This is a genomic window from Pseudomonas sp. PGPPP1 (assembly GCF_002255865.1).
Taxonomy (GTDB): Bacteria; Pseudomonadota; Gammaproteobacteria; order Pseudomonadales; family Pseudomonadaceae; genus Aquipseudomonas; species Aquipseudomonas cremoris.
The window spans coordinates 517769-537452 of record NZ_NKIG01000001.1 but is presented as its reverse complement, the minus strand read 5'-3'; the positions used below and the strand labels follow the sequence as shown (position 1 = coordinate 537452).

The following is a 19684-nucleotide window of genomic DNA, read 5'->3' as shown; positions in this document are numbered from 1 at the left end:
CGGCATGCTCCTCTGAACCGCCTGCCGGCAGTGTCGGCAGGCGGTCATTTCACTTTTCAGACAGTCAGCTGAACCATCGTCGGCACGGCGGCGTTCGGCTCGAAAAAACACCCTTGCAGGAGCACATTAATGAGCAAACCCGACAAAAACCAAGCGACGCCGAACAACGAGCCGTCGCGGATTCGTGAAGGTTTGCCCTTCCCTCTCGGCGCCACTTGGGATGGCCTGGGCGTCAACTTCGCGCTGTTCTCCGCCAACGCCACCAAGGTCGAGCTATGCCTGTTCGACGACACCGGCGAAGTGGAACTGGAGCGCATCGAACTACCTGAGTACACCGACGAGACCTTCCACGGCTACCTGCCCGACGCCCACCCAGGGCTGATCTACGGCTACCGTGTGTATGGCGCTTATGACCCGGCCAACGGTCACCGCTTCAACCACAACAAATTGCTGATCGACCCCTATGCCAAGCAACTGGTCGGTGAGCTCAAGTGGTCCGAGGCCCTGTTTGGCTACACCATCGGCCACCCCGATGACGACCTGAGTTTCGACGAACGCGACAGCGCGCCTTTCGTGCCCAAGTGCAAGGTGATCGACCCTGCCCACACCTGGGGCAATGACCAACCGGTGCGCGTGCCGTGGGATCGCACGATCATTTACGAAACCCACCTGCGCGGCATCAGCATGCGCCACCCTTCGGTGGGTGAGTCGGTGCGCGGCACCTGTGCCGGCTTGATGGAAGATGATGTGCTCAAGCATATCCGCCAGCTCGGCGTGTCATCAGTTGAGCTGTTGCCCGTGCACGCCTTCGTCAACGACCAGCACCTCCTGCAAAAAGGCATGACCAACTATTGGGGCTACAACAGCATCGCGTTTTTCGCCCCCGACCCGCGCTACTTGGCCAGCGGCAAGATCGCCGAGTTCAAGGAGATGGTCGCGCACCTGCATGAGCAGAAGCTCGAAGTGATCCTGGACGTGGTCTACAACCACACCGCCGAAGGCAACGAGCGCGGGCCGACCCTGTCCATGCGCGGCATCGACAATGCTTCGTACTACCGGCTGATGCCAGACGACAAGCGCTTCTACATCAATGACTCCGGCACCGGCAACACCCTGGACCTGAGCCACCCCTGCGTGCTGCAGATGGTCACCGACTCGCTGCGTTACTGGGCCAACGAGATGCACGTCGACGGCTTCCGCTTCGACCTGGCGACCATCCTTGGCCGCTACCGCGACGGCTTCGACGAGCGCCACAGTTTTCTCGTTGCCTGCCGCCAGGACCCAGTGTTACGCCAGCTCAAACTGATCGCCGAACCTTGGGATTGCGGCCCTGGAGGCTACCAGGTCGGTAACTTCCCACCGGGTTGGGTAGAGTGGAACGACCGGTTCCGCGATACCGTACGGGCCTTCTGGAAAGGCGATGACGGCCAGCTTGCGGACTTTGCCGGGCGCATGACCGCGTCGGGCGAGATGTTCAACCATCGTGGCCGCCGGCCTTACAGCTCGGTGAACTTCATCACCGCCCACGACGGTTTCACCCTGCACGACCTGGTTTCGTACAACGACAAGCACAACGAAGCCAACGACGAAAACAACCAGGACGGCAGCAACAACAACCTGTCCTGGAACCACGGCGTCGAAGGCCCCACCGACGACCCGGAGATCAACGCGCTGCGCCTGCGCCAGATGCGTAACTTTTTTGCCACTCTGCTACTGGCCCAAGGCACGCCGATGATCGTTGCAGGTGACGAATTTGCGCGCACCCAGCACGGCAACAACAACGCCTATTGCCAGGACAGCGAGATCGGTTGGGTCAACTGGGACCTGGACGATGACGGCAAAGCGCTGCTCAAGTTTGTGAAGCGCCTGATCAAGCTGCGCCTGGCTTACCCGATCCTGCGTCGTGGCCGTTTCCTGGTTGGCGACTATAACGAGGATATCGGTGTAAAAGACGTTACCTGGCTGTCACCGGCGGGCGACGAGATGACCACCGAACAATGGGAAGACAGTCACGGGCGTTGCCTGGGCATGCTGATGGATGGCCGCGCCCAGGAAACCGGGATTCGCCGCCCAGGCGCCGATGCAACCTTGCTGTTGGTGGTGAACGCCCACCATGACATGGTCAATTTCCGTCTGCCGCCGGTGCCTGAGGGTGGTTTCTGGACCTGCATGCTCGACACCAATCAACCGTCGGTACGTGGCCAGGAGCGCTTTGAGTTCGATCACGAGTACGCCGTCACCGGCCGCTCACTGTTGCTGTTTGAACTGCAATACGAGGAAGAGGTGTGACATGGCACTGCATGGATTTCTTCAAGGCTACCGGGGCTACGCGGACACGCAGGCCCTGGGCGAGGCCCTGAAGGCGCTTCAGGAAGAAGGCCTGGACCAGCTGCCGTTGCCCGGCAGCGGCCAGACGTTGGAACGCTTCAGTGGCCTGGCCCAGGTCGCCGGGCATGACCTGCGCCTGTGCAAATTGTTCGAAGGGCACACCGACGCGCTGGCTATCATCGCCGAGCTCGATAGTCCGCTACCGCCGCTGGGCAGCACGTGGGGCATGTGGGCCGCCGAGCCGCCAAATGCCAAGGTGCGGGTGCGACACGACGGCCATCGATGGATCCTCGACGGACGCAAAGCCTGGTGCTCCGGCGCGGCAGTGGTCAGCCATGGTTTGTTGACCGCATGGGATGAGCAGGATCGCCAGCAACTGATGGCGGTGCAGATGGATCAAGCGGGCATCACCGTTACCAACATGGGTTGGAATGCCGTGGGCATGGGCGCCACCGGCAGCGTCGAGGTGGTATTCGAGGGTGTGAGTGCGATTGCAGTGGGCGCACCGGGTGATTACCTGGCGCGACCCGGATTCTGGCAAGGCGGCATCGGCATCGCAGCCTGTTGGTACGGCGCGGCGCAGCGCCTGGCAGAGGTCTTGCGCGAACAATGCAGCAAGCGTCCTGAGCCCCATGCCCTCGCTCACCTGGGGGCTGTCGACAGTGCGTTGAACAGCGCTGCCTGTGTGTTACGGGCAAGTGCAGAACACATCGACCGCGACCCCAAGGCCGATGCCAGGCAACTGGCCCAGCAAGCGCGAGCCAGCATTGAAGACACGGTCGAGCAAGTGATGCGGCATGTCGGCCGAGCGGTTGGTGCGGGCCCCTATTGCAAGGATCCGCACTTTGCGCAGTTGATGGCGGACCTGCCGGTGTATGTGCGCCAGAGTCACGCCGAGCGCGACTTGGCCGCCTTGGGCGAACAGGTCGCCGGCGATTCCACAGGGAGGTGGCAGCTATGAAACCCAATCCGATCGTGGGCCAGGGCACCCCGTTGCATCGCTGGCAGGCCTCGACACAGATCGCCGAACTGGCCCCTATCAGCATTGAGCAGTTGGTACCTGAAGGCCATCGGGCGGTGATCATTGCGCCGCACCCGGATGATGAAGTGCTGGGTTGCGGTGGCCTGATGCAAGGCCTGACGGCGCTGGACCGGCCGATACAGCTGATCTCGGTCACCGATGGCAGCGCCAGCCATCCCGGTTCGCAACGTTGGCCGGTGGAGCGCTTGAGCGTTGTGCGCCCGCAGGAGTCGGCCCAGGCCCTGCACCGTCTTGGTGTGCCAATGCACCGATTGAAATGGTTGCGGGCGGGGTTTGCCGACAGCCAGGTCGCCGCTCGAGAGCAAGAGTTGGCCGCATTTATCCAACGCTACCTCAAGCCCACCGACGTGGTATTCACCACCTGGCGCGAAGACGGTCACTGTGATCATGAAGCCGTCGGTCGTGCCAGCGCCCAGGCGGCACTGGCGGCAGGCGCCACGCTGTATGAACTGCCCGTGTGGACGTGGCATTGGGCGACCCCCGAGGACAGCCTCGTGCCCTGGCACCGCGCGCGGAAAATCCCACTGAGTTGCGACGCCGTGGCGCGCAAGCGTCATGCCATCCATGCCTTTGCCAGCCAACTGGAAGGCGACCCGCAGATCGGTCTGCCGCCCGTATTGGCGCCCTATGTGGTGGAGCGCCTTTTGCAGCCTTTCGAAGTGGTGTTTGTATGAGCGTGACCACGCCCTACTTCGACCAACTGTTTGCCGATAACGACGACCCTTGGGCTTTTCGCCAACGTTGGTATGAGCGCCGCAAACGTGCGTTGACCCTGGCGATGCTGACCCGTCCTCGCTATGCCTCGGTGTTTGAGCCGGGCTGTGCCAATGGCGAGTTGAGCTTTGAACTGGCGCCACGCTGTGACCGTTTAATATGTTGTGATACCGCATCCGCAGCCGTCTTGTTGGCCCGCGGCCGCCTCCTGGGTTTCCCCCATGCCGAGGTGCAGCAAGGCTACTTGCCGGCGCAATGGCCAGCGGGCCGCTTCGACCTGATCGTATTGAGCGAACTGTGCTACTACCTCGACCCAGATGATTTGAACGTACTGATCGACCGCGCCCTCGACAGCTTGACCGACGACGGCCAGTTGCTCGCCTGCCATTGGCGCCCCGCCATTGCGGGTTGTCCGCAAACCGGCGAACACGTGCACGGGTTACTTCAGGAGCGGCTCGGAATGCCACTGTTAGCCCGCCATCACGAAGCTGATTTTCTTCTCGACCTGTGGGGCCGCGACGGCACTTCGGTTGCCACCCTTGAGGGCTTGCGATGATCGGCATACTGATCCCGGTACATAACGAGGAAGCGTTGTTGGGCGAATGCCTTGAGGCAGCACTGATCGCCGCCCACCATCCGGGACTGTTGGGCGAATCGGTGCAGATCCTGGTGGTGCTCGACAGTTGCAGCGACGCCAGCGGCGCAATTGCCCAGACCTTTGCCGTTCAGCGTCTGGAAGTACAGGCGCGCAATGTCGGGCACGTGCGTGGTGTGGGTGCGCGGCATCTGCTTAACCAAGGGGCGCGCTGGATCTCCTGCACCGACGCCGACAGCCGCGTGGCACCGGACTGGCTGGTAGCGCAGCTTGCACTGAACGCCGACGCCGTGTGCGGCACCGTCACCGTCGATACGTGGAGCGAAGGCTTCGACTCGGCGGCGCAGATCCGTTACCTGCAGGGCTATCAAGCGTGTGATGGTCATCGTCACATCCACGGCGCCAACCTCGGTATCAGCGCGAGTGCTTATATACGCGCCGGCGGCTTTGAACCGTTGGCGTGTCATGAGGATGTGCAATTGGTGCGCGATCTCGAACGCTGCGGCGCGCTGATCGCCTGGAGCCATAGCCCGCAGGTCGTCACCAGCGCGCGGCTGGAGGCGCGGGCCCAAGGTGGGTTTGGTGATTATTTGAAGAGCCTGGTGCAGGCGTCGTAAAAAAACGACGTTACGTCATGTAAAAGCAACGGAACCTTGTCTATGCTGACAACGCCTTGCTGGTAATCCAGGGTTGGAGTGCCACGCAACCACCGCAGCGGAGCCTGTGGTGGAAAAAAGAGAGTCGTCCCGTCAACGGGGCACGACCCCGCAACAATCGACAAGGATGTGACACCCATGAAGCCTGCCTCGTTAAGCGACGGCCGCCGCGGCCCGGCGCAAATCTGGAACAGCGCACCGCAGTTGGCGCAAATCCCTCCTATCTCGACTACGTCACTGGTACCGCCCGGTGCGCGCGTGGTGATCATCGCTCCCCACCCCGGTGATGAAGTGCTGGCCTGCGGCGGTTTGCTACAACTGCTCAGCACCTTGGAGCACCCTCTGCAATTGATCTCCATCACTGACGGCAGCGCCAGCCATCCGGGCTCCCAGGTGTGGCCGGTCAGCCGGCTGAGCGTGGTACGCCCACAGGAAAGTGCCGAAGCATTGCGCCGCCTGGGTATGCCGTTGCACAGTTTGAAGTGGATCCGTGGCGGTTTTTGCGACAACGCCCTGGCCGCTCGTGAGCCGCAGCTCAGCCAGTTCATTGCGCGTTACCTGCAACCCGGCGATGTGGTGTTTTCCACCTGGCGCGATGACGGCAATGACGACCACGACGCCGTGGGCCGGGCCAGTGCCAAAGCCTGTAGCCTGGTGGGCGCACAGCTGTATGAGCTGCCGATCTGGGCCTGGCACTGGCCGGCCCGTGAAGGCGCGGTGATCCCCTGGCAACGCGCGCGTAAAGTGCGCCTGGACACCTGGAGCGTGGCACGCAAGCTTCACGCGGTGCATGCATACGCCAGCCAACTGGTGGGTGACCCGCAAATCGGCCTCGCACCGATGTTGGCGCAAGTGTTGCTGGAGCGGATGCGCGAACCTTACGAGATCGTGCTTGCGTAGCCCCCTACTCGTCTGTACCTGTTACTTCTGACAGTGGCGGCCTTATCGAACTGCGTCTAAGGTGCAAAAAGCCCTGCACTGGTTGATGTGCAGTCGAGAAATCCATGCCAACCCTTTGCATTGGCCGCTGTTTTCCGAAACAGGTAACTCGCTGTCCCTGGTCCGTACTGCGCATATCGTTGTCATGGTCTGGTCCGAGCCCTGCTTACGCAGGTCCAGGACACATCCCCCTTGAATGAGGACGGATCATGCGCGCACGGACAACACCCTCTCTCTCCCTGTATTTCGCCTGCTCGGTAGCCATGATCACTTGGCCTGCTATCAGCCAGGGTGCCTGTATTATCGTCCCCTCCGCCGGGGATGACACTTACACGTGCAACAGCGGCAGCGCTGCCGGGTTCACTGACAATGGCGGCAACAATACGCTGAGCATGTCGGGAACCGGGACCATCGCGGGAAATGTCACGTTTGGTGCAGGTATCGACGTCGTGACCTTGCTTGACGCCAACAGCACAGGCATGCACATCAACGGATCCCTGAATCAGGGTGACGGCAACAACATTTTCCAGATGAACAACGGCTCGATCAGCGGATCGCTAACACAGGGTTCGGGCGCGGATATTGTGCAGATCAGTGGCGGGCAAATTGGCAACGTGTTTCAGGGAGACGGCAGGGATAGCTTTTCAATCAGCGGGGGCACCATTGCATCGCTGGACCAGGGCGACGCCCACGACACGTTTGTCATGAACGCGGGCACCATCACCGGGGCCTTCCTGAATGGGGATGACGCCTTGATGACTGGCGGCACCATTGGCCGCGTCGACATGAGGCTGGATAAAAACCTGTTCGATATGCGCGGCGGGACGATCCTCGGCAACCTGGTGACCGGCTTTGACGACGATACGATTCTGGTCTCGGGCACCAGCCTTATCGTCGGGAACGTCAGCACCAGTGGTGGCAACGACGTTATCAACGTCACGGGTGGCACTATCGGGGGGCAGATCCTTGCCAGCACCGGTAACGACCAGTTCAATTGGATCGGCGGCGGTGTCATCCGGGGCCTTATCTTGATGGGCGACGGTACTGACACCGCGCTTCTCCAGAACTTGACTGCAACCCAACTGTCCACGACGCCGCTGATTGACGGCGGCCTGGGTACCGACACGCTCATACTCGACAATACCCAGGCTGATACACCGGGACGCTATACCCAGTGGGAGCAAGTGAGGCTGCAAAACAACGCCAGCTTCAAACTTGGCGGCACCTTTGTGTTCGGTGACCCAGGCACAGGCACTGGCACCATGACGCTTGGCGGCAGCAGTAAATTGCTGGTCGACACCGGCATTCTCAGCGCTTACACCGCTGGGCAATTGGTGACGCTGAACAACAGCGGAACCATCGACATGACCACCGGCAGTACCACCGCTACCGATACGCTGACCGTCAATGGCAACTATAACGGCACCGGCGGCACGCTTGCCTTGCAAACGGTGCTGGGCGCCGATGGCTCGGCCAGCGACAAACTGGTGGTAAGCCAAGGCACGATCCAAGGCAATACAGGGATTAATATCACTAACCTCGGGGGCGTAGGGGCGGCGACGCTTCAGGACGGTATTCAAGTCGTGCTCGCCACCAACGGTGCCACCAGTGGCGCCAGCGCCTTTACCCTAGCGGCACCCGCCTCGGCCGGTGCGTTTGATTACTACCTGTTCAAGGGCGGAGTCACTGCCGGTACCGCAGAAAACTACTACTTGCGCTCCACCGTGCCTGTCGTCCCCCCGCCCAATCCTGACCCGGTCATTATCGTGCCACTGCCGACGCCCGTAGAGGGAACGCCGCCGTTGCCACCGAACCCGGGCGTCACACCAATCCCCATCTACCGCCCGGAAGTTCCGATCTACGCGACGCTGTTCCCGGCCGCACAGCAAGTCGTCCAGGCCATGCTGGGGACTTATCACGAACGCATGGGCGACCAGAGCCAACAGCTACAGACAAGCCCTCTCACGGCAGGCTGGGGACGGGTGTATGGCAGCAATAGCCGGCAAAGCTTTGCAGGCACGGTCAACCCCACGCTGGACAGCTCGATTACCGGGTTTCAGGTGGGCAGTGACGTGTTTGCCAACACCCTGGACAACGGCCTGACCCAACACGTCGGGTTCTTCGTCGGCCATAGCCGTTTAACCGGTGACATCAAGGGTTTCAACGGTGGCTGGCAAAACAAGGACGCTGGCAGCACCACCTTGCGCGGCGATAGCCTGGGCGTGTACTGGACGCTGATCAACCCCAACCGGGCCTACCTGGACCTGGTGGTAATGGGCACCCGCTTCGACGGTCACAACGAGTCAGACCGTGGTGTAAAAATGAAGACGCGTGGCCATAACGTGGCCGCTTCGGCAGAGGTGGGTTGGCCGCTGCCGCTCACACAACAATGGATGATCGAGCCCCAGGCTCAGGTCATCGTCAGCAAGACCAAACTGGATAGCCAAAACGACGGCATCTCCGACGTGTCCTACGATGCCGACACGCTGGTGACCACCCGGCTGGGCGTGCGCCTGAGCGGCGACTACCCACTCAGTGGCACGCTCCTGCAACCCTATGCGCGTGCCAACATCTGGCATACAAAAGGTGGGCAAAATACGGTGACGTTTGCAGACGTCACAGACATCGTGACCGAGCAGAAATCCACCACAATGGGGGTCAGTCTTGGCGTCAATCTTAAAGTGGCATCCGGTATCAACCTGTACGGCGAAGTCGGCTACAACCGCAACCTGGACAGCAATACCTTCAACGGTCGCCAGGGCACAGTGGGGTTGCGAATGGAGTTTTGACACCCCGTCTGTATCGCAGTGTGTACGTAGACCATTGCGATACAGAGCCTTTAACTCTCGCGTTTTTTTGAAACAGAACAGACACAGCACCGCGTTCAACTGACGGCCAGGCACACATCAAGCCGCAGGAGGCTCGCCATGCACGCTCAGTTGAATCGCCGCTCCAAACGTCCCCTCTACCTGGCCTTTGCGCTGCTGCCATTGGGCATCATCGGCAGGGCCAGCGCCGAAATGCCGGAGATCAATATCCCCGCCCCCGTCACCCAATCGGCCTTCGGCGCGCTCAAGCACGTCAAGGCCGGCCTGCTGGATGTGGCCTACGCCGAAGTCGGCCCGACGGACGGCCAGGCGGTGATCTTGCTGCATGGTTGGCCCTACGATATCGACAGCTACGCCCAGGTCGCGCCGTTGCTGGCAGCCAAGGGTTATCGCGTGCTGATCCCCTATGCACGGGGTTATGGCGACACGCATTTCCTCTCGGACAAGACTCTGCGCAATGGCCAACCGGCGGCGTTGGCCAATGACGTGATCGACTTCATGGACGCGCTGAAAATCAAGCAAGCGGTGCTCGGCGGCTACGACTGGGGCGCGCGCTCGGCGGACATTGTCTCGGCACTGTGGCCGGAGCGGGTCAAGGCGCTGGTGTCCGTCAGCGGCTACCTGATCGGCAACCAGGCCGCAGGTAAAAATCCACTGCCGCCAGAGGCCGAGCGGCAATGGTGGTACCAGTTCTACTTCGCCACCGAACGGGGCGCCGCCGGTTACCAGAAAAACACTCATGACTTTGCCAAGCTGATCTGGCAAACCGCCTCGCCCCAATGGAAATTCGACGACGCCACCTTCGAGCGCAGCGCCAAGGGCCTGCAGAACCCGGATCACGTCGCCATCACCGTGTTCAATTACCGCTGGCGCCTGGGCCTGGTGCAAGGCGAGCCCCACTACGCGCCGCTGGAACAGAAACTCGCCCAGGCCCCGGCCATTCGTGTACCGACCATCACCTTGGAGGGCGACGCCAACGGCGCGCCGCACCCTTTGCCCGAGGACTACGCCAAACGCTTCACCGGCAAATACGAATTCCGCCAGATCAATGGCGGCATCGGCCACAACCTGCCGCAGGAAGCACCCGCAGCGTTCGCCAAGGCTGTGGTGGATGCGGATCATCTATAAAAAACTATAGCGACCCGCCTGGCACTCAGAAGTCCACCGTCGCCGACAGCTCAAACGTACGTGGCGCTCCCAGGCCCAGGCTCGACGTCAGCGGCATGCCCCAATAGGCCTTGTTCGTCACGTTAGTCACCGTGCCGCGCAGGGTCACCGGGCGACTGGCGATTTGCGTGGCGTAGCGCGTGCCGACGTCAAACAAGGTATAGCCGGGAATGGTCTGTGTGTTGTCGGCATCGATGTATTGCCGCGAGATCGCGGTGGCGTTGGCGGTCAAGGTCAACCCCCGCAGGACTGGTGTGTCCCACTCGGCGCCGAGCTTGCCTTGCAACTTGGGCTCGCCGGTTGCTGTGTTGCCGTCGTAGCGGCCACCGACCGACTTGGTCACTTTGGGGTCGACATGGGCCACGCCGCCCATCAAGCGCACATCGTCCAGCGGCGAACCGAAGAAGCCCCACTCAATCCCACGGTTACGTTGCTCGCCACCAAACGAAAACACATTGGTGACCGGGTCGGTGAAGCTGCCGGGGCGTTCGATCTGGTACAGGCTGAGGGTGTGGGTGAACGTGCCAAGGTCCAGCTTGAGGCCCACTTCCTTTTGTTTGGTTTTGTACGGCGCAAACACGTCACCGTAGTTGGCCGCTGTCATCGGCGCCATGGCGCCCTTGCTCAAGCCCTCGATGTAGTTGGCGTACACCGACACCTGCTCTGTGACCTTGACCACCAACGCGGCAGCCGGAGTGGTGGCGCCCTCGTCATAACCGGGTTTGTTACGGGCGCCGGTGGTGACGCTGAACGTGTCGGTGACAACGTTTTGGCGACGCACGCCGAGGGTCAGCTGCACCTTGTCGTCTAGGATCGACAGGGTGTCGGCCACGCCATAGCTGGTCAGCTCGGATTCAGTGTGAGCCACTGCCGGGAAGCTTTGTGCCGCCTGCGGCCCCCAGGTCGGGTGATAGATATTGGTGACCCAATTGGCGCCTGGCACCGAACGACGACCGTAGTCTTTCTGTTTGTCTGCATAGCGCGTGGCATTCACCACCCACTGGTGTGCCACCGGCCCGGTTTGCAATTGCCACCGGAGACCGGCCTCGCCTGAGGTCTTTTCGATGTCCATCTTCAATTGGCCCATGGTGGTGCTTAAATCGCCCGCGTTGTTGATGACCGTCGCCGACATCGCCCCGCTGTAGCGATAGTGGGTCTCGCTGGCACCAAACGCCGCGTAGGCCAGTAACTGGTCGCTCAAGTCGAACTCGCCACGCACAATCGCGCCTTTGTCCTTGGTCTCGACAAACGCCCAGTCCGGGTTCAGCAAGGTGTCGGACTTGGGTGGCTTGGGTACCGACACGTTGGGCGCCAGGCTGATCCCACGGTTCTGCCCGCGCACGCGGTCCTCGCTGTTGTAGAGGTCCACCGACAACCGTGCACGTTCGCCACGCCAATCCAGGCCGAGGGCATTCAACTGGGCTTTCTGTTGTTGGTGATCGGTGGCCGTATCGCCGTCGCGATAAACGCCGTTGAACCGCACACCAAACTGCTGCTCTTCGCCAAACCGACGCCCTACATCGAGGTGGCCGCCGTATTGCGCATCGGAGTTATAGGTGGTGGTGAAACGGGTCAGCGGTTCGGCACCGGCACGCTTGGGCACCAGGTTGACGGTGCCGCCTACCGAGCCACCGGGCGGCATGCCGTTAAGCAACGCCGATGGGCCCTTGAGCACTTCGATGCGCTCGTACATTTCCGGCGAGATGCGGTAGTACGGCGCAACACCGAACAGCCCGCCGATGGTCACGTCGCTGATGCTGGTGGCAAAGCCACGGATGGAATAGTTCTCGCTGTAGGTGCCTTTCAAGCCATTGCTGAACACCGCCGGATCGGTGGCCGCGATCACATCGGTGACGGTTTGGGCCTGGCGGTCGGCAATGAATTTTTCCGTGTAGCTGATGGTGCTGAACGGCGTTTCCATAAAGTCTTTGTTGCCCAGCAGGCCGATACGACTGCCATACGCCACCTGGTCACCGGCATAGGTGGGCGGCAATTCGGCGGTGGCCATTTCGCCGTCCACCTGGATGGAAGGCAAGGTGGAGACGGGTTTTTCTTCAGTGCGTTCCGCCTCTTCGGCGAACACCGGCGCGGCACTGATCGCCAGCCCCAGCAAGGCGATTTGTACGGCAGCAGCACTGCGTTTGAGGGCAAAACCTGGACGAGCGGGCACAGGGGTACGAGTACGGCGAGTCATGGAAGGCTCCGTAAGGGTGTGTGTATTTTTTAGTGTTGGCAGTGTGTAGCGGGTTAAACGCCTGGAATCAGGGCTGATAACCTTTGATCACATCGTCGATCACGCGCTTGATCGACGTCGGGCTGGCGGCCATGACGTACCAGGCCTGGGCATCGACGAACACCACGCGCCCGTTCTTCCAGGCATTGGTCTGGCGCAACAACGGGTTGCCCAGGCTTTGCGCGTCCAGCGTCGGGCGGCGCTCCATCACGGCGGTGCGGTCCACCACGTAGAGGATGTCCGGGTTGGCCTGTTGGATGAACTCGCTGGAAATCGGTTGCCCATGCAAGCCGGTCTCGGCGGTCGGGCTTGCCGGTTTCACGCCCAGGTCGGTGAACACAAAGCCGTAGCGCGACTGCACGCCAAACGAGCTGAACGCGCCGTTGTTATGCAGCACCACCAGTGCGCGCTCGGGCCGCGCCTGGGTGATACGCCGCGCCTGCTCGACTTTTGCGTCAAGCGCGGCGACCTGCTGGCGAGCGAGTGACTGCTTGTCGAAGACCTGCCCCAACGTCAGCAGGTGGTTTTTGATCACCTCAATATGCCGCGCCTCGCTGTCGCGGTAATCCACGTCAAAATGCAACGTCGGTGCAATCTCGCTCAGTTCGCCGTAATGCTGGGCCTGCAACGAGGTGATGAGGATCAGGTCCGGCCTGGCCGCGTGTACCCGCTCCAGGTTAGGTTGCACGATGGCGCCGGTGTCGACCACCGCCGCATCGTCCTTGTAGCGCTGCAGGAACTGCGGCACGAAGTCCTTGGGCATACCGGCCACGGGCACGCCCAATTGGTCGAGGAAATCGACTTCATTCATGTCCAGGGCAACCACGCGCTGCACCGGTGGCTGGATCTGTGTGGTGCCCAGCGCGTGGGTCACGCTGATAGGCGCCGCAGCGGCTGCCTGCCCCGTGACGAACACGCTCAGCAACAGGGCAAACGCCCAGGGGGTGTGATGACGTTTCATGGGTTCTCTCATGCGGGATTGAAGTAGTTGCACAGGCGCCCGCGCGCGCTGTGGGTGATCTGGAAGTCCAGGTCGTACAGTTCGCGCAAGCGCGCTTCGGTGACCACCTCGGCCACGCTGCCGGTGCAGTGCACTGCGCCCGCTTTCATGGCGACGATGTGGTCCGAGTAATGGGCGGCAAAATTGATGTCATGCACCACCAGGATCACCATGCGGCCCTGCTCGTCACACAGCCTTCGCAGCGCACGCATGATGTGCACGGCGTGCTTGATATCGAGGTTGTTGAGCGGCTCATCCAGCAACAGGCACTCGGTTTGCTGGGCGACGGTCATGGCCAGGAACGCCATCTGGCGCTGCCCGCCACTGAGCTCCTCAAGGTAGGCGTGGCGCAGCGGATGCAGGTCCAGGAACGTCAGGGCCTCGTCGATAACGCGTCGGTCCTCTGCCGTGAGCGCGCCACGGCTGTAGGGGAAGCGCCCGAAGGCGACCAGTTCCTCGACGGTGAGCCGCAGGTTGAAATCCGGCGCCTGGCGCAAGGTGGCCACGCGCTTGGCGTAGTCACGGATGGGGATGTCCCCGGCCTTGCGACCGTCGAGCAGGATGTCGCCACCGCTGGGTTGCATCAGCCGCGCGATCATCATCAACAGCGTGGTTTTGCCCGCGCCATTGGGGCCGATCAACGACGTCAGCCGCTGCGCGGGAAAGCCAGTGCTCACGCCGGACAGCACGGTCTTGGCGCCGTACGCCTTGCTGAGGTTTTGCACAGTGATCATGGGTTGCCTCGGGTACGCAGCATCAGTGCGAGGAAATACGCGCCGCACAGCAGATTCACGAGAATGCCGACGGTGGTCTTGTAGTTGAAGACGTGCTCCACCAGCAGCTGGGCCGTGATGAAAATGACGATGGCCACCGCGCTGCCCATCGGCAACGTGACCCGATGGCGAAACGTACGCGCCAGCGCATACGTGGTGTTGGCGACGAACACGCCCATGAATGCCGTCGGCCCCAGCAACGCGGTGGACACCGCCACCAACGTGGCGACCAGGGCCAGTTGCAGGCGCACGGTACGCGGGTAGTCCACACCCAGGGACACCGCTTGATCGCGCCCCAACGCAAGCACGTCCAAGGTTGGCAAGGTTCGCGCAAACGCCAGGTACAACAGCGCCACCAGCAGGCCCGAATACACCAGTTGCTGGGGTTGCACGCGGCCAAACGAAGCCTGGCTGAACCCGAGCAAAATCGAGAACTCGCCGGGGCTGACCTTGAGCTGTACGAACTGCGTGAGGGTGCCGATCACCATGCTCAGCACCAAGCCCAGCAGCAGCAGGAAATACACGTTGTTCTTGCCGTCGCGCAGCAACCAGCGATGGATCGCCCAGGAGTAACCCAGCATCAACAACACCGACAGTACAAAGTTGCCCTGGCTGCCCAGCAACACCAGGCTGGCGGTGCCGAGCACCAGCACCAGCAGCGCCTGGAACAACAGGTAAACTGCTTCATAGCCCATGATCGCCGGCGTCAGGATGCGGTTGCCGGTGAGGGTCTGGAAGATGATCGACGACCACGCCACGCACACCCCGCCAATGCACATCGCCGAGAGCCGGATAAGACGCTTGGGGATCACGTAGTCGAAGTCCAGGCCCGAGCCATACACCACAAACGCCACGGCCAAGCTGAGCACCAAAGCCCACAGACGCTTCATCGGTGCCTCCAGACGATCAGCGCGAGGAACAGCAGCCCACCGACGATGCCGGCGGTCAGGCCGATCGGCACTTCGAACGGAAAGATCAATAGCCGGCCAAGCAGGTCGCAGACCAGCAACAATGCGGCACCGCCCATGGCGACGATGGGCAGCGTGCGGCTGAGGTTTTCGCCGTAGTGCAGCGCCACCAGGTTAGGGATCACCAGCCCGACAAATGCAATCGAACCGACGGTGATGACCGTCGCAGCCACCGTCACCGCCACCAGCAACAACCCCAGCGCGGCAGTCGCTGCGTAGTTCAGCCCCAGGCTGGTGGCCATGCCCTCGCCCATGCCCAGCACGGTGAAGCGATGGGCGTACAGGTAGGTCAGTGCAACGATGGGCAGGATCAAATAGATGATCTCGTAATTGCCCTGCACCACCTTGGAAAAGTCACCCAGCAACCAGCCCTGCATGCTTTGCAGGATATTGTGGCGGTAGGCAAAGAACTCGGCGATGGCACTGAGTACCGCGCCGTACATGAGGCCAATGACCGGCACCAGCAGCGTGTTCTGAAAGCGAATGCGCCGGATGATCGCCAGGAACCCCAGGCTCGCGGCGAAACAGCACGCCAATGCAAACAGCATGCGCGTCATGGGGCTGGCGGCGGGCATCAGCACCAGCGACACGAGGATGCCGAGCTTGGCCGCGTCCAGCCCGCCCGTGGTAGCCGGCTCGACAAACTTGTTGCGCAGGATGTGCTGCAGGATCACCCCGCACACCGCCAACCCCACGCCGGTCAGTACCAATGCGGCCAGGCGCGGCAAGCGGCTGGCGGTCAGCGTCAGCCAGGCATCACCGGAGAATGTCCACACGTCGATCTCACGCGCACCGACCAGTAGCGAAACCCCGCACAGCACCGTAAACAGTCCACTCCAAGCTAAGCCCATCATGCGATGCGCCAGCCCGTTGCCGCCTGCCGTTGAGCCAGGAACTGTGCGTAACGCCCGCCACTGGCCGCCAAGCTCGACGGGGTACCTTGCTCAACGATCTGGCCCTCATCGAGCACCACGATCTGGTCGGCCATGGCCACAGTGGACAGCTGATGTGCAATCACAATCAACGTGCATTGGCCGCGCAGCCTGGCCAACGCCTCGGCGACGGCCGCCTGGTTTTCCGCGTCCAGCGCGGCGGTGGCTTCGTCCACCAGCAGAATCGGTGCGCCCTTGAGCAAGGCACGGGCAATGGCAATGCGTTGCCGCTCGCCACCCGACAACCGTGCCCCGCCCTCGCCCACCGGCGTGTCCAGGCCTTGGGGCAAGCGCGCGACGATCTCGGCCACACTGGCCTGGCGCGCCGCCTCAACCCATTCAGCCTCAGTGGCGGTCGGCTTGCCGAGGCGGATGTTGTCGGCAATGCTGCCCTGGAACAGGTAGGTGTCCTGGAAAATCTGGCTGACCTGCGCCGCAAGATCCGCCTCGGACAACTGCCGCACATCCACGCCCCCGATCAGCACAGTGCCCCGACTTGCGTCGAAGAAACGCGCGAGCAAACGCACCAGCGTGGTCTTGCCCGAGCCGGACGCACCGATCAGTGCCGTCATGCTACCCGCCGCGATTTCAAGGTTCACACCGCGCAGCACCTGGGGCGCGTCAGGCGCATAACGAAAGCTCACGCTGCGCAGTTCCACCGCGTTGTCCGCCGGCGTTTGCGCTGGCTCCATCACTGGCAAGGGCTGCACCGCCAGGATGCTCTGGACCGCGTCAAGCTGGCCGTTGGCGCTGCGCAGGATTTCGCCATAACTGGCCACGTCGAGCAGCGGTTCGATGTAGCGACACACCAGCACCAGCGCGACACAGGCAGCAATCGCAGCGTCCTGCTCAAGCAGCTCGGCCCACAGCGCCACGGCCACCAGCAGCGCACAGAAAATCGCCTGCACCACCCACGCGTTGAGCACCGCCGACAATGACGACTGATAGATCAAGCGCATGCCGGATTGGCGCTGCTGGTCGATGGCTTGTCCCAGCAGCCGCAGGCCACCGCCCTCGCCATTAAAGGCGCGTAACACCGATTGGGCCTGGGCGAACTCGACCATGCGCTGACTGGTGTGGGCGAAGTGCTGCTGATAAGTGGCGTCGGCCGCTTGGCCCAGGCGGGCCGTGAGTAACATCGCGCCCACCAAGAGCGGCAGTGCCAGCAATGCGACGAGCCCCAACGTCCAGTGCAGCGCAAACAGTGCGACGACGATCACCAATGGCGTCACCGCGCCACTGATCACCGGGGTGAACACGTGGGCCGGTAACTGGGCCACCGCCATCATGCCCTGGGTAATCACATGGCTGAGCTGAGCGCTGTTTTGTGGGGTGAACCAGCCGATGGGCAGGCGCGCAACGTGATCACCGATACGCTGGCGTGCGCCTTGCAGCACTGCGACGCCGACCGCCACACCCGCCTTGTCCACGCTGCGCCGCCATATGCCGCAGGCAAGCATGCCCACCAGCAGCGCAACCAGCCAAAACGCCGCGCCGCGTACATCGCCGCGCAGCAGGCGGCTGATCACCGGCACCAGCGCGGTAATGGTCAGCCCACAGAGCAGGCCATAGAACGCTGCCATCCAGGCATAGCGACGCAAGGTCGGGGCGTCTTCGCCCAGCAGGCGCACAAAAGTCTTCAGCATGGTTGCACCACCGGTTGTTCGTCGCGGGCGTAGTCGCCCAGATGCCAAAGGCGTGCGTAGAGCCCCTCACGGGCCAGCAAGTCGGCATGCCGCCCCTGCTCAACCACGCGGCCTTGATCAACGACCAGGATCTGGTCGGCGTGCATCACGGTGTCGAGCCGATGGGCGATGACCAACAACGTGCGGCCCCGGGCGAAGCGCGACAGGGCTTGCTGGATCGCCACTTCGTTCTCGGCATCCGCAGCGGCAGTGGCCTCATCGAGAACCAGCACCGGCGGGTCCACCAGCACCGCACGGGCGATGCTCACGCGCTGCTGCTCGCCGCCGGAAAGCTGGGCGTCTTCGCCGATTACCGACTCATAGCACCGGGGCAGGCGCAGGATGCGCTCGTGGATATTCGCGGTGCGTGCGGCGTCTTCGATGTCTTGCGCAGTGGCTGAGGGCCTGCCGAGGGCGATGTTGTCGCGCACGCTGGCGTTGATCAGGCGTACCTCCTGCAACACGAACCCGATGCGTTGGTAAAGCCGTTCGGTCTCGATGTTTCGCAGGTCTACGCCACCGAGGGTGATACGCCCGGTGTCGGGGTCGAAGAAACGCAGCAGCAGGCGCGCCAGCGTCGACTTGCCGGCACCTGACGGCCCGACAATCGCCGTGGTGGTGCCCGGTTGCAGCGTGAAGCTGATATCAGCCAGCACCGGATTGTCGGGCCCATAGCCATAACCGACCTGCTCGAAGCGAATCTCGCTGCCCCTCGGCAATTGCTGGGTGTGCACCGATGGCTGCGACAGCGTTGGCGTGTCGAGCAGCGCGTGCACACGCTGGGCGGCGCCCGTGGCGTTGTTGAGGTCGTGGGTGATGTAGTGCAACAGCAACAACGGCGCACTCAAGCCCGGCGCCACCAGCACAAACGGCAGCACGTCCAGCGGCATCATCCAACCCAGGCTGACAAACAGCGTGCCCGCCACCAGCACCACGCAGAGCACGGTGACCGGCGCAATCATCGCGTTGGCATTCGCCATCGAAGCCACCAGCGGACGGGTGAAGTCGATGAACGCTTCGGCGAACGCATCGATCGCTTGGCGGTAAGCGCTATGCGCCTTGCCACTGACACCGAAGGCCTTGACCACCGGAATGCCTTTGACGAACTCCTCCACCGCATTGCTGATGCGGTCCATGCCGCCGATGAATTGCTGCATACTCGCGCCGCTGGCGCGCATGGCCCGTTTAAGGAACAGGAAATAACCGGCGAATGGCAACAACGCAATCAGCGCCAGGCGCCAGTCCATGGCGAACAGGTAGACCATCGAGATCAGCACGGCGCCGCCTGCACGCCCGGTGGTGGTGTAGAAATGCGCGGTGAGGCTGTGCAGGGTGTTGATGTCGTCCTGCACCGCCCGCTTGATTTCGCCCGACGCGCGACTGCTGAACCAGCCCAGCGGTACCCGGCTCAGGCGTTGCGTGATGGCCTGGCGCAAGTGGTGTGTGAGGCGGTTGTCGGCCAGGTGGGCCAGCAGTTCACCCGCAAAAATCAGCGCCATGCCCACAAACAGGCTCGCGATGCTCAAGCCCGCCACCCACCACAGTTCACTGGATACGCTGCCAGCATCGCCGAGCAAGCGTCGAGCGATATGGGCGATACCGGCCAGGGGCACCAGGGTCAGCATCGCACCGACGGCGGCCAACAGCGCGGCAATCACCAGGCGCCCACGGATAGGCGCCAATACCCGGCTAAGCGTGCCTTCGACAGTGGGGTTGGCCGAGGCCGAGTCAGGAGAGTCCATTGCGAGAAAAGGTCCGTTTGAGAATCAGAATCATATTTAGTTGCATGACTATAAACTAATTTGCGTAAACCCGACAAGACAG

The 19684-nt window shown here is 62.3% G+C and carries 15 protein-coding genes; 8 read left to right on the top strand and 7 right to left on the bottom strand.

The window, feature by feature from the left end:
• Nucleotides 1-129 precede the first annotated feature (129 nt).
• The 8 genes from glgX to CFE47_RS02410 all read left to right on the top strand — a co-directional run bounded on the left by glgX (nt 130) and on the right by CFE47_RS02410 (nt 10230).
• On the top strand, nt 130-2289 hold the full coding sequence (gene glgX, locus CFE47_RS02445; protein ID WP_286835340.1) for a glycogen debranching protein GlgX: 2160 nt from the start codon (nt 130-132) through the stop codon (nt 2287-2289).
• 1 nt (nt 2290) lies between these two features.
• Nucleotides 2291-3289: an acyl-CoA dehydrogenase family protein gene (locus tag CFE47_RS02440; RefSeq protein WP_286835339.1), complete on the top strand. Its 999-nt coding sequence runs from the start codon at nt 2291-2293 to the stop codon at nt 3287-3289.
• The gene (locus CFE47_RS02435; RefSeq protein WP_286835338.1) at nt 3286-4044 is read left to right on the top strand and encodes a PIG-L deacetylase family protein; all 759 of its coding nucleotides are present in this window, start codon (nt 3286-3288) and stop codon (nt 4042-4044) included. The genes CFE47_RS02440 and CFE47_RS02435 overlap by 4 nt, the downstream gene beginning before the upstream one ends.
• Entirely contained in the window at nt 4041-4640 is a 600-nt protein-coding gene (locus tag CFE47_RS02430) for an SAM-dependent methyltransferase (protein WP_286835337.1), read from the top strand. Before CFE47_RS02435 ends, CFE47_RS02430 begins: the two co-directional genes overlap by 4 nt.
• Entirely contained in the window at nt 4637-5296 is a 660-nt protein-coding gene (locus CFE47_RS02425) for a glycosyltransferase family 2 protein (protein ID WP_286835336.1), read from the top strand. The genes CFE47_RS02430 and CFE47_RS02425 overlap by 4 nt, the downstream gene beginning before the upstream one ends.
• 177 nt (nt 5297-5473) lie before the next feature.
• Nucleotides 5474-6235, top strand: coding sequence for a PIG-L deacetylase family protein (locus CFE47_RS02420; protein ID WP_286835335.1), 762 nt, complete (start codon nt 5474-5476; stop codon nt 6233-6235).
• Between the two features lie 248 nt (nt 6236-6483).
• Complete coding sequence (locus CFE47_RS02415; RefSeq protein ID WP_286835334.1) at nt 6484-9063, top strand: autotransporter family protein; 2580 nt, start codon at nt 6484-6486, stop codon at nt 9061-9063.
• Between the two features lie 138 nt (nt 9064-9201).
• Entirely contained in the window at nt 9202-10230 is a 1029-nt protein-coding gene (locus tag CFE47_RS02410; RefSeq protein WP_286835333.1) for an alpha/beta fold hydrolase, read from the top strand.
• Nucleotides 10231-10255: 25 nt separating this feature from the next.
• Here the strand turns inward: CFE47_RS02410 and CFE47_RS02405 are convergent, their stop codons facing one another.
• From CFE47_RS02405 to CFE47_RS02375, 7 genes are all read right to left on the bottom strand, one after another.
• A complete protein-coding gene (locus CFE47_RS02405) occupies nt 10256-12463 on the bottom strand; it encodes a TonB-dependent receptor (protein WP_286835332.1) in 2208 nt (735 codons plus the stop codon).
• A gap of 67 nt (nt 12464-12530) precedes the next feature.
• Nucleotides 12531-13463: a siderophore ABC transporter substrate-binding protein gene (locus CFE47_RS02400; RefSeq protein WP_286835331.1), complete on the bottom strand. Its 933-nt coding sequence runs from the start codon at nt 13461-13463 to the stop codon at nt 12531-12533.
• 8 nt (nt 13464-13471) lie between these two features.
• Complete coding sequence (locus CFE47_RS02395) at nt 13472-14236, bottom strand: iron ABC transporter ATP-binding protein (protein ID WP_286835330.1); 765 nt, start codon at nt 14234-14236, stop codon at nt 13472-13474.
• Nucleotides 14233-15165, bottom strand: a complete 933-nt coding sequence (locus tag CFE47_RS02390) for an iron chelate uptake ABC transporter family permease subunit (protein ID WP_286835329.1) — start codon at nt 15163-15165, stop codon at nt 14233-14235. Before CFE47_RS02390 ends, CFE47_RS02395 begins: the two co-directional genes overlap by 4 nt.
• On the bottom strand, nt 15162-16094 hold the full coding sequence (locus CFE47_RS02385; protein WP_286835688.1) for an ABC transporter permease: 933 nt from the start codon (nt 16092-16094) through the stop codon (nt 15162-15164). Before CFE47_RS02385 ends, CFE47_RS02390 begins: the two co-directional genes overlap by 4 nt.
• Nucleotides 16094-17821 (bottom strand): ABC transporter ATP-binding protein, encoded by a 1728-nt coding sequence (locus CFE47_RS02380; protein WP_286835328.1) that lies wholly within the window; start codon nt 17819-17821, stop codon nt 16094-16096. The genes CFE47_RS02385 and CFE47_RS02380 overlap by 1 nt, the downstream gene beginning before the upstream one ends.
• A complete protein-coding gene (locus CFE47_RS02375; protein WP_286835327.1) occupies nt 17815-19602 on the bottom strand; it encodes an ABC transporter ATP-binding protein in 1788 nt (595 codons plus the stop codon). The genes CFE47_RS02380 and CFE47_RS02375 overlap by 7 nt, the downstream gene beginning before the upstream one ends.
• Nucleotides 19603-19684 lie beyond the last annotated feature (82 nt).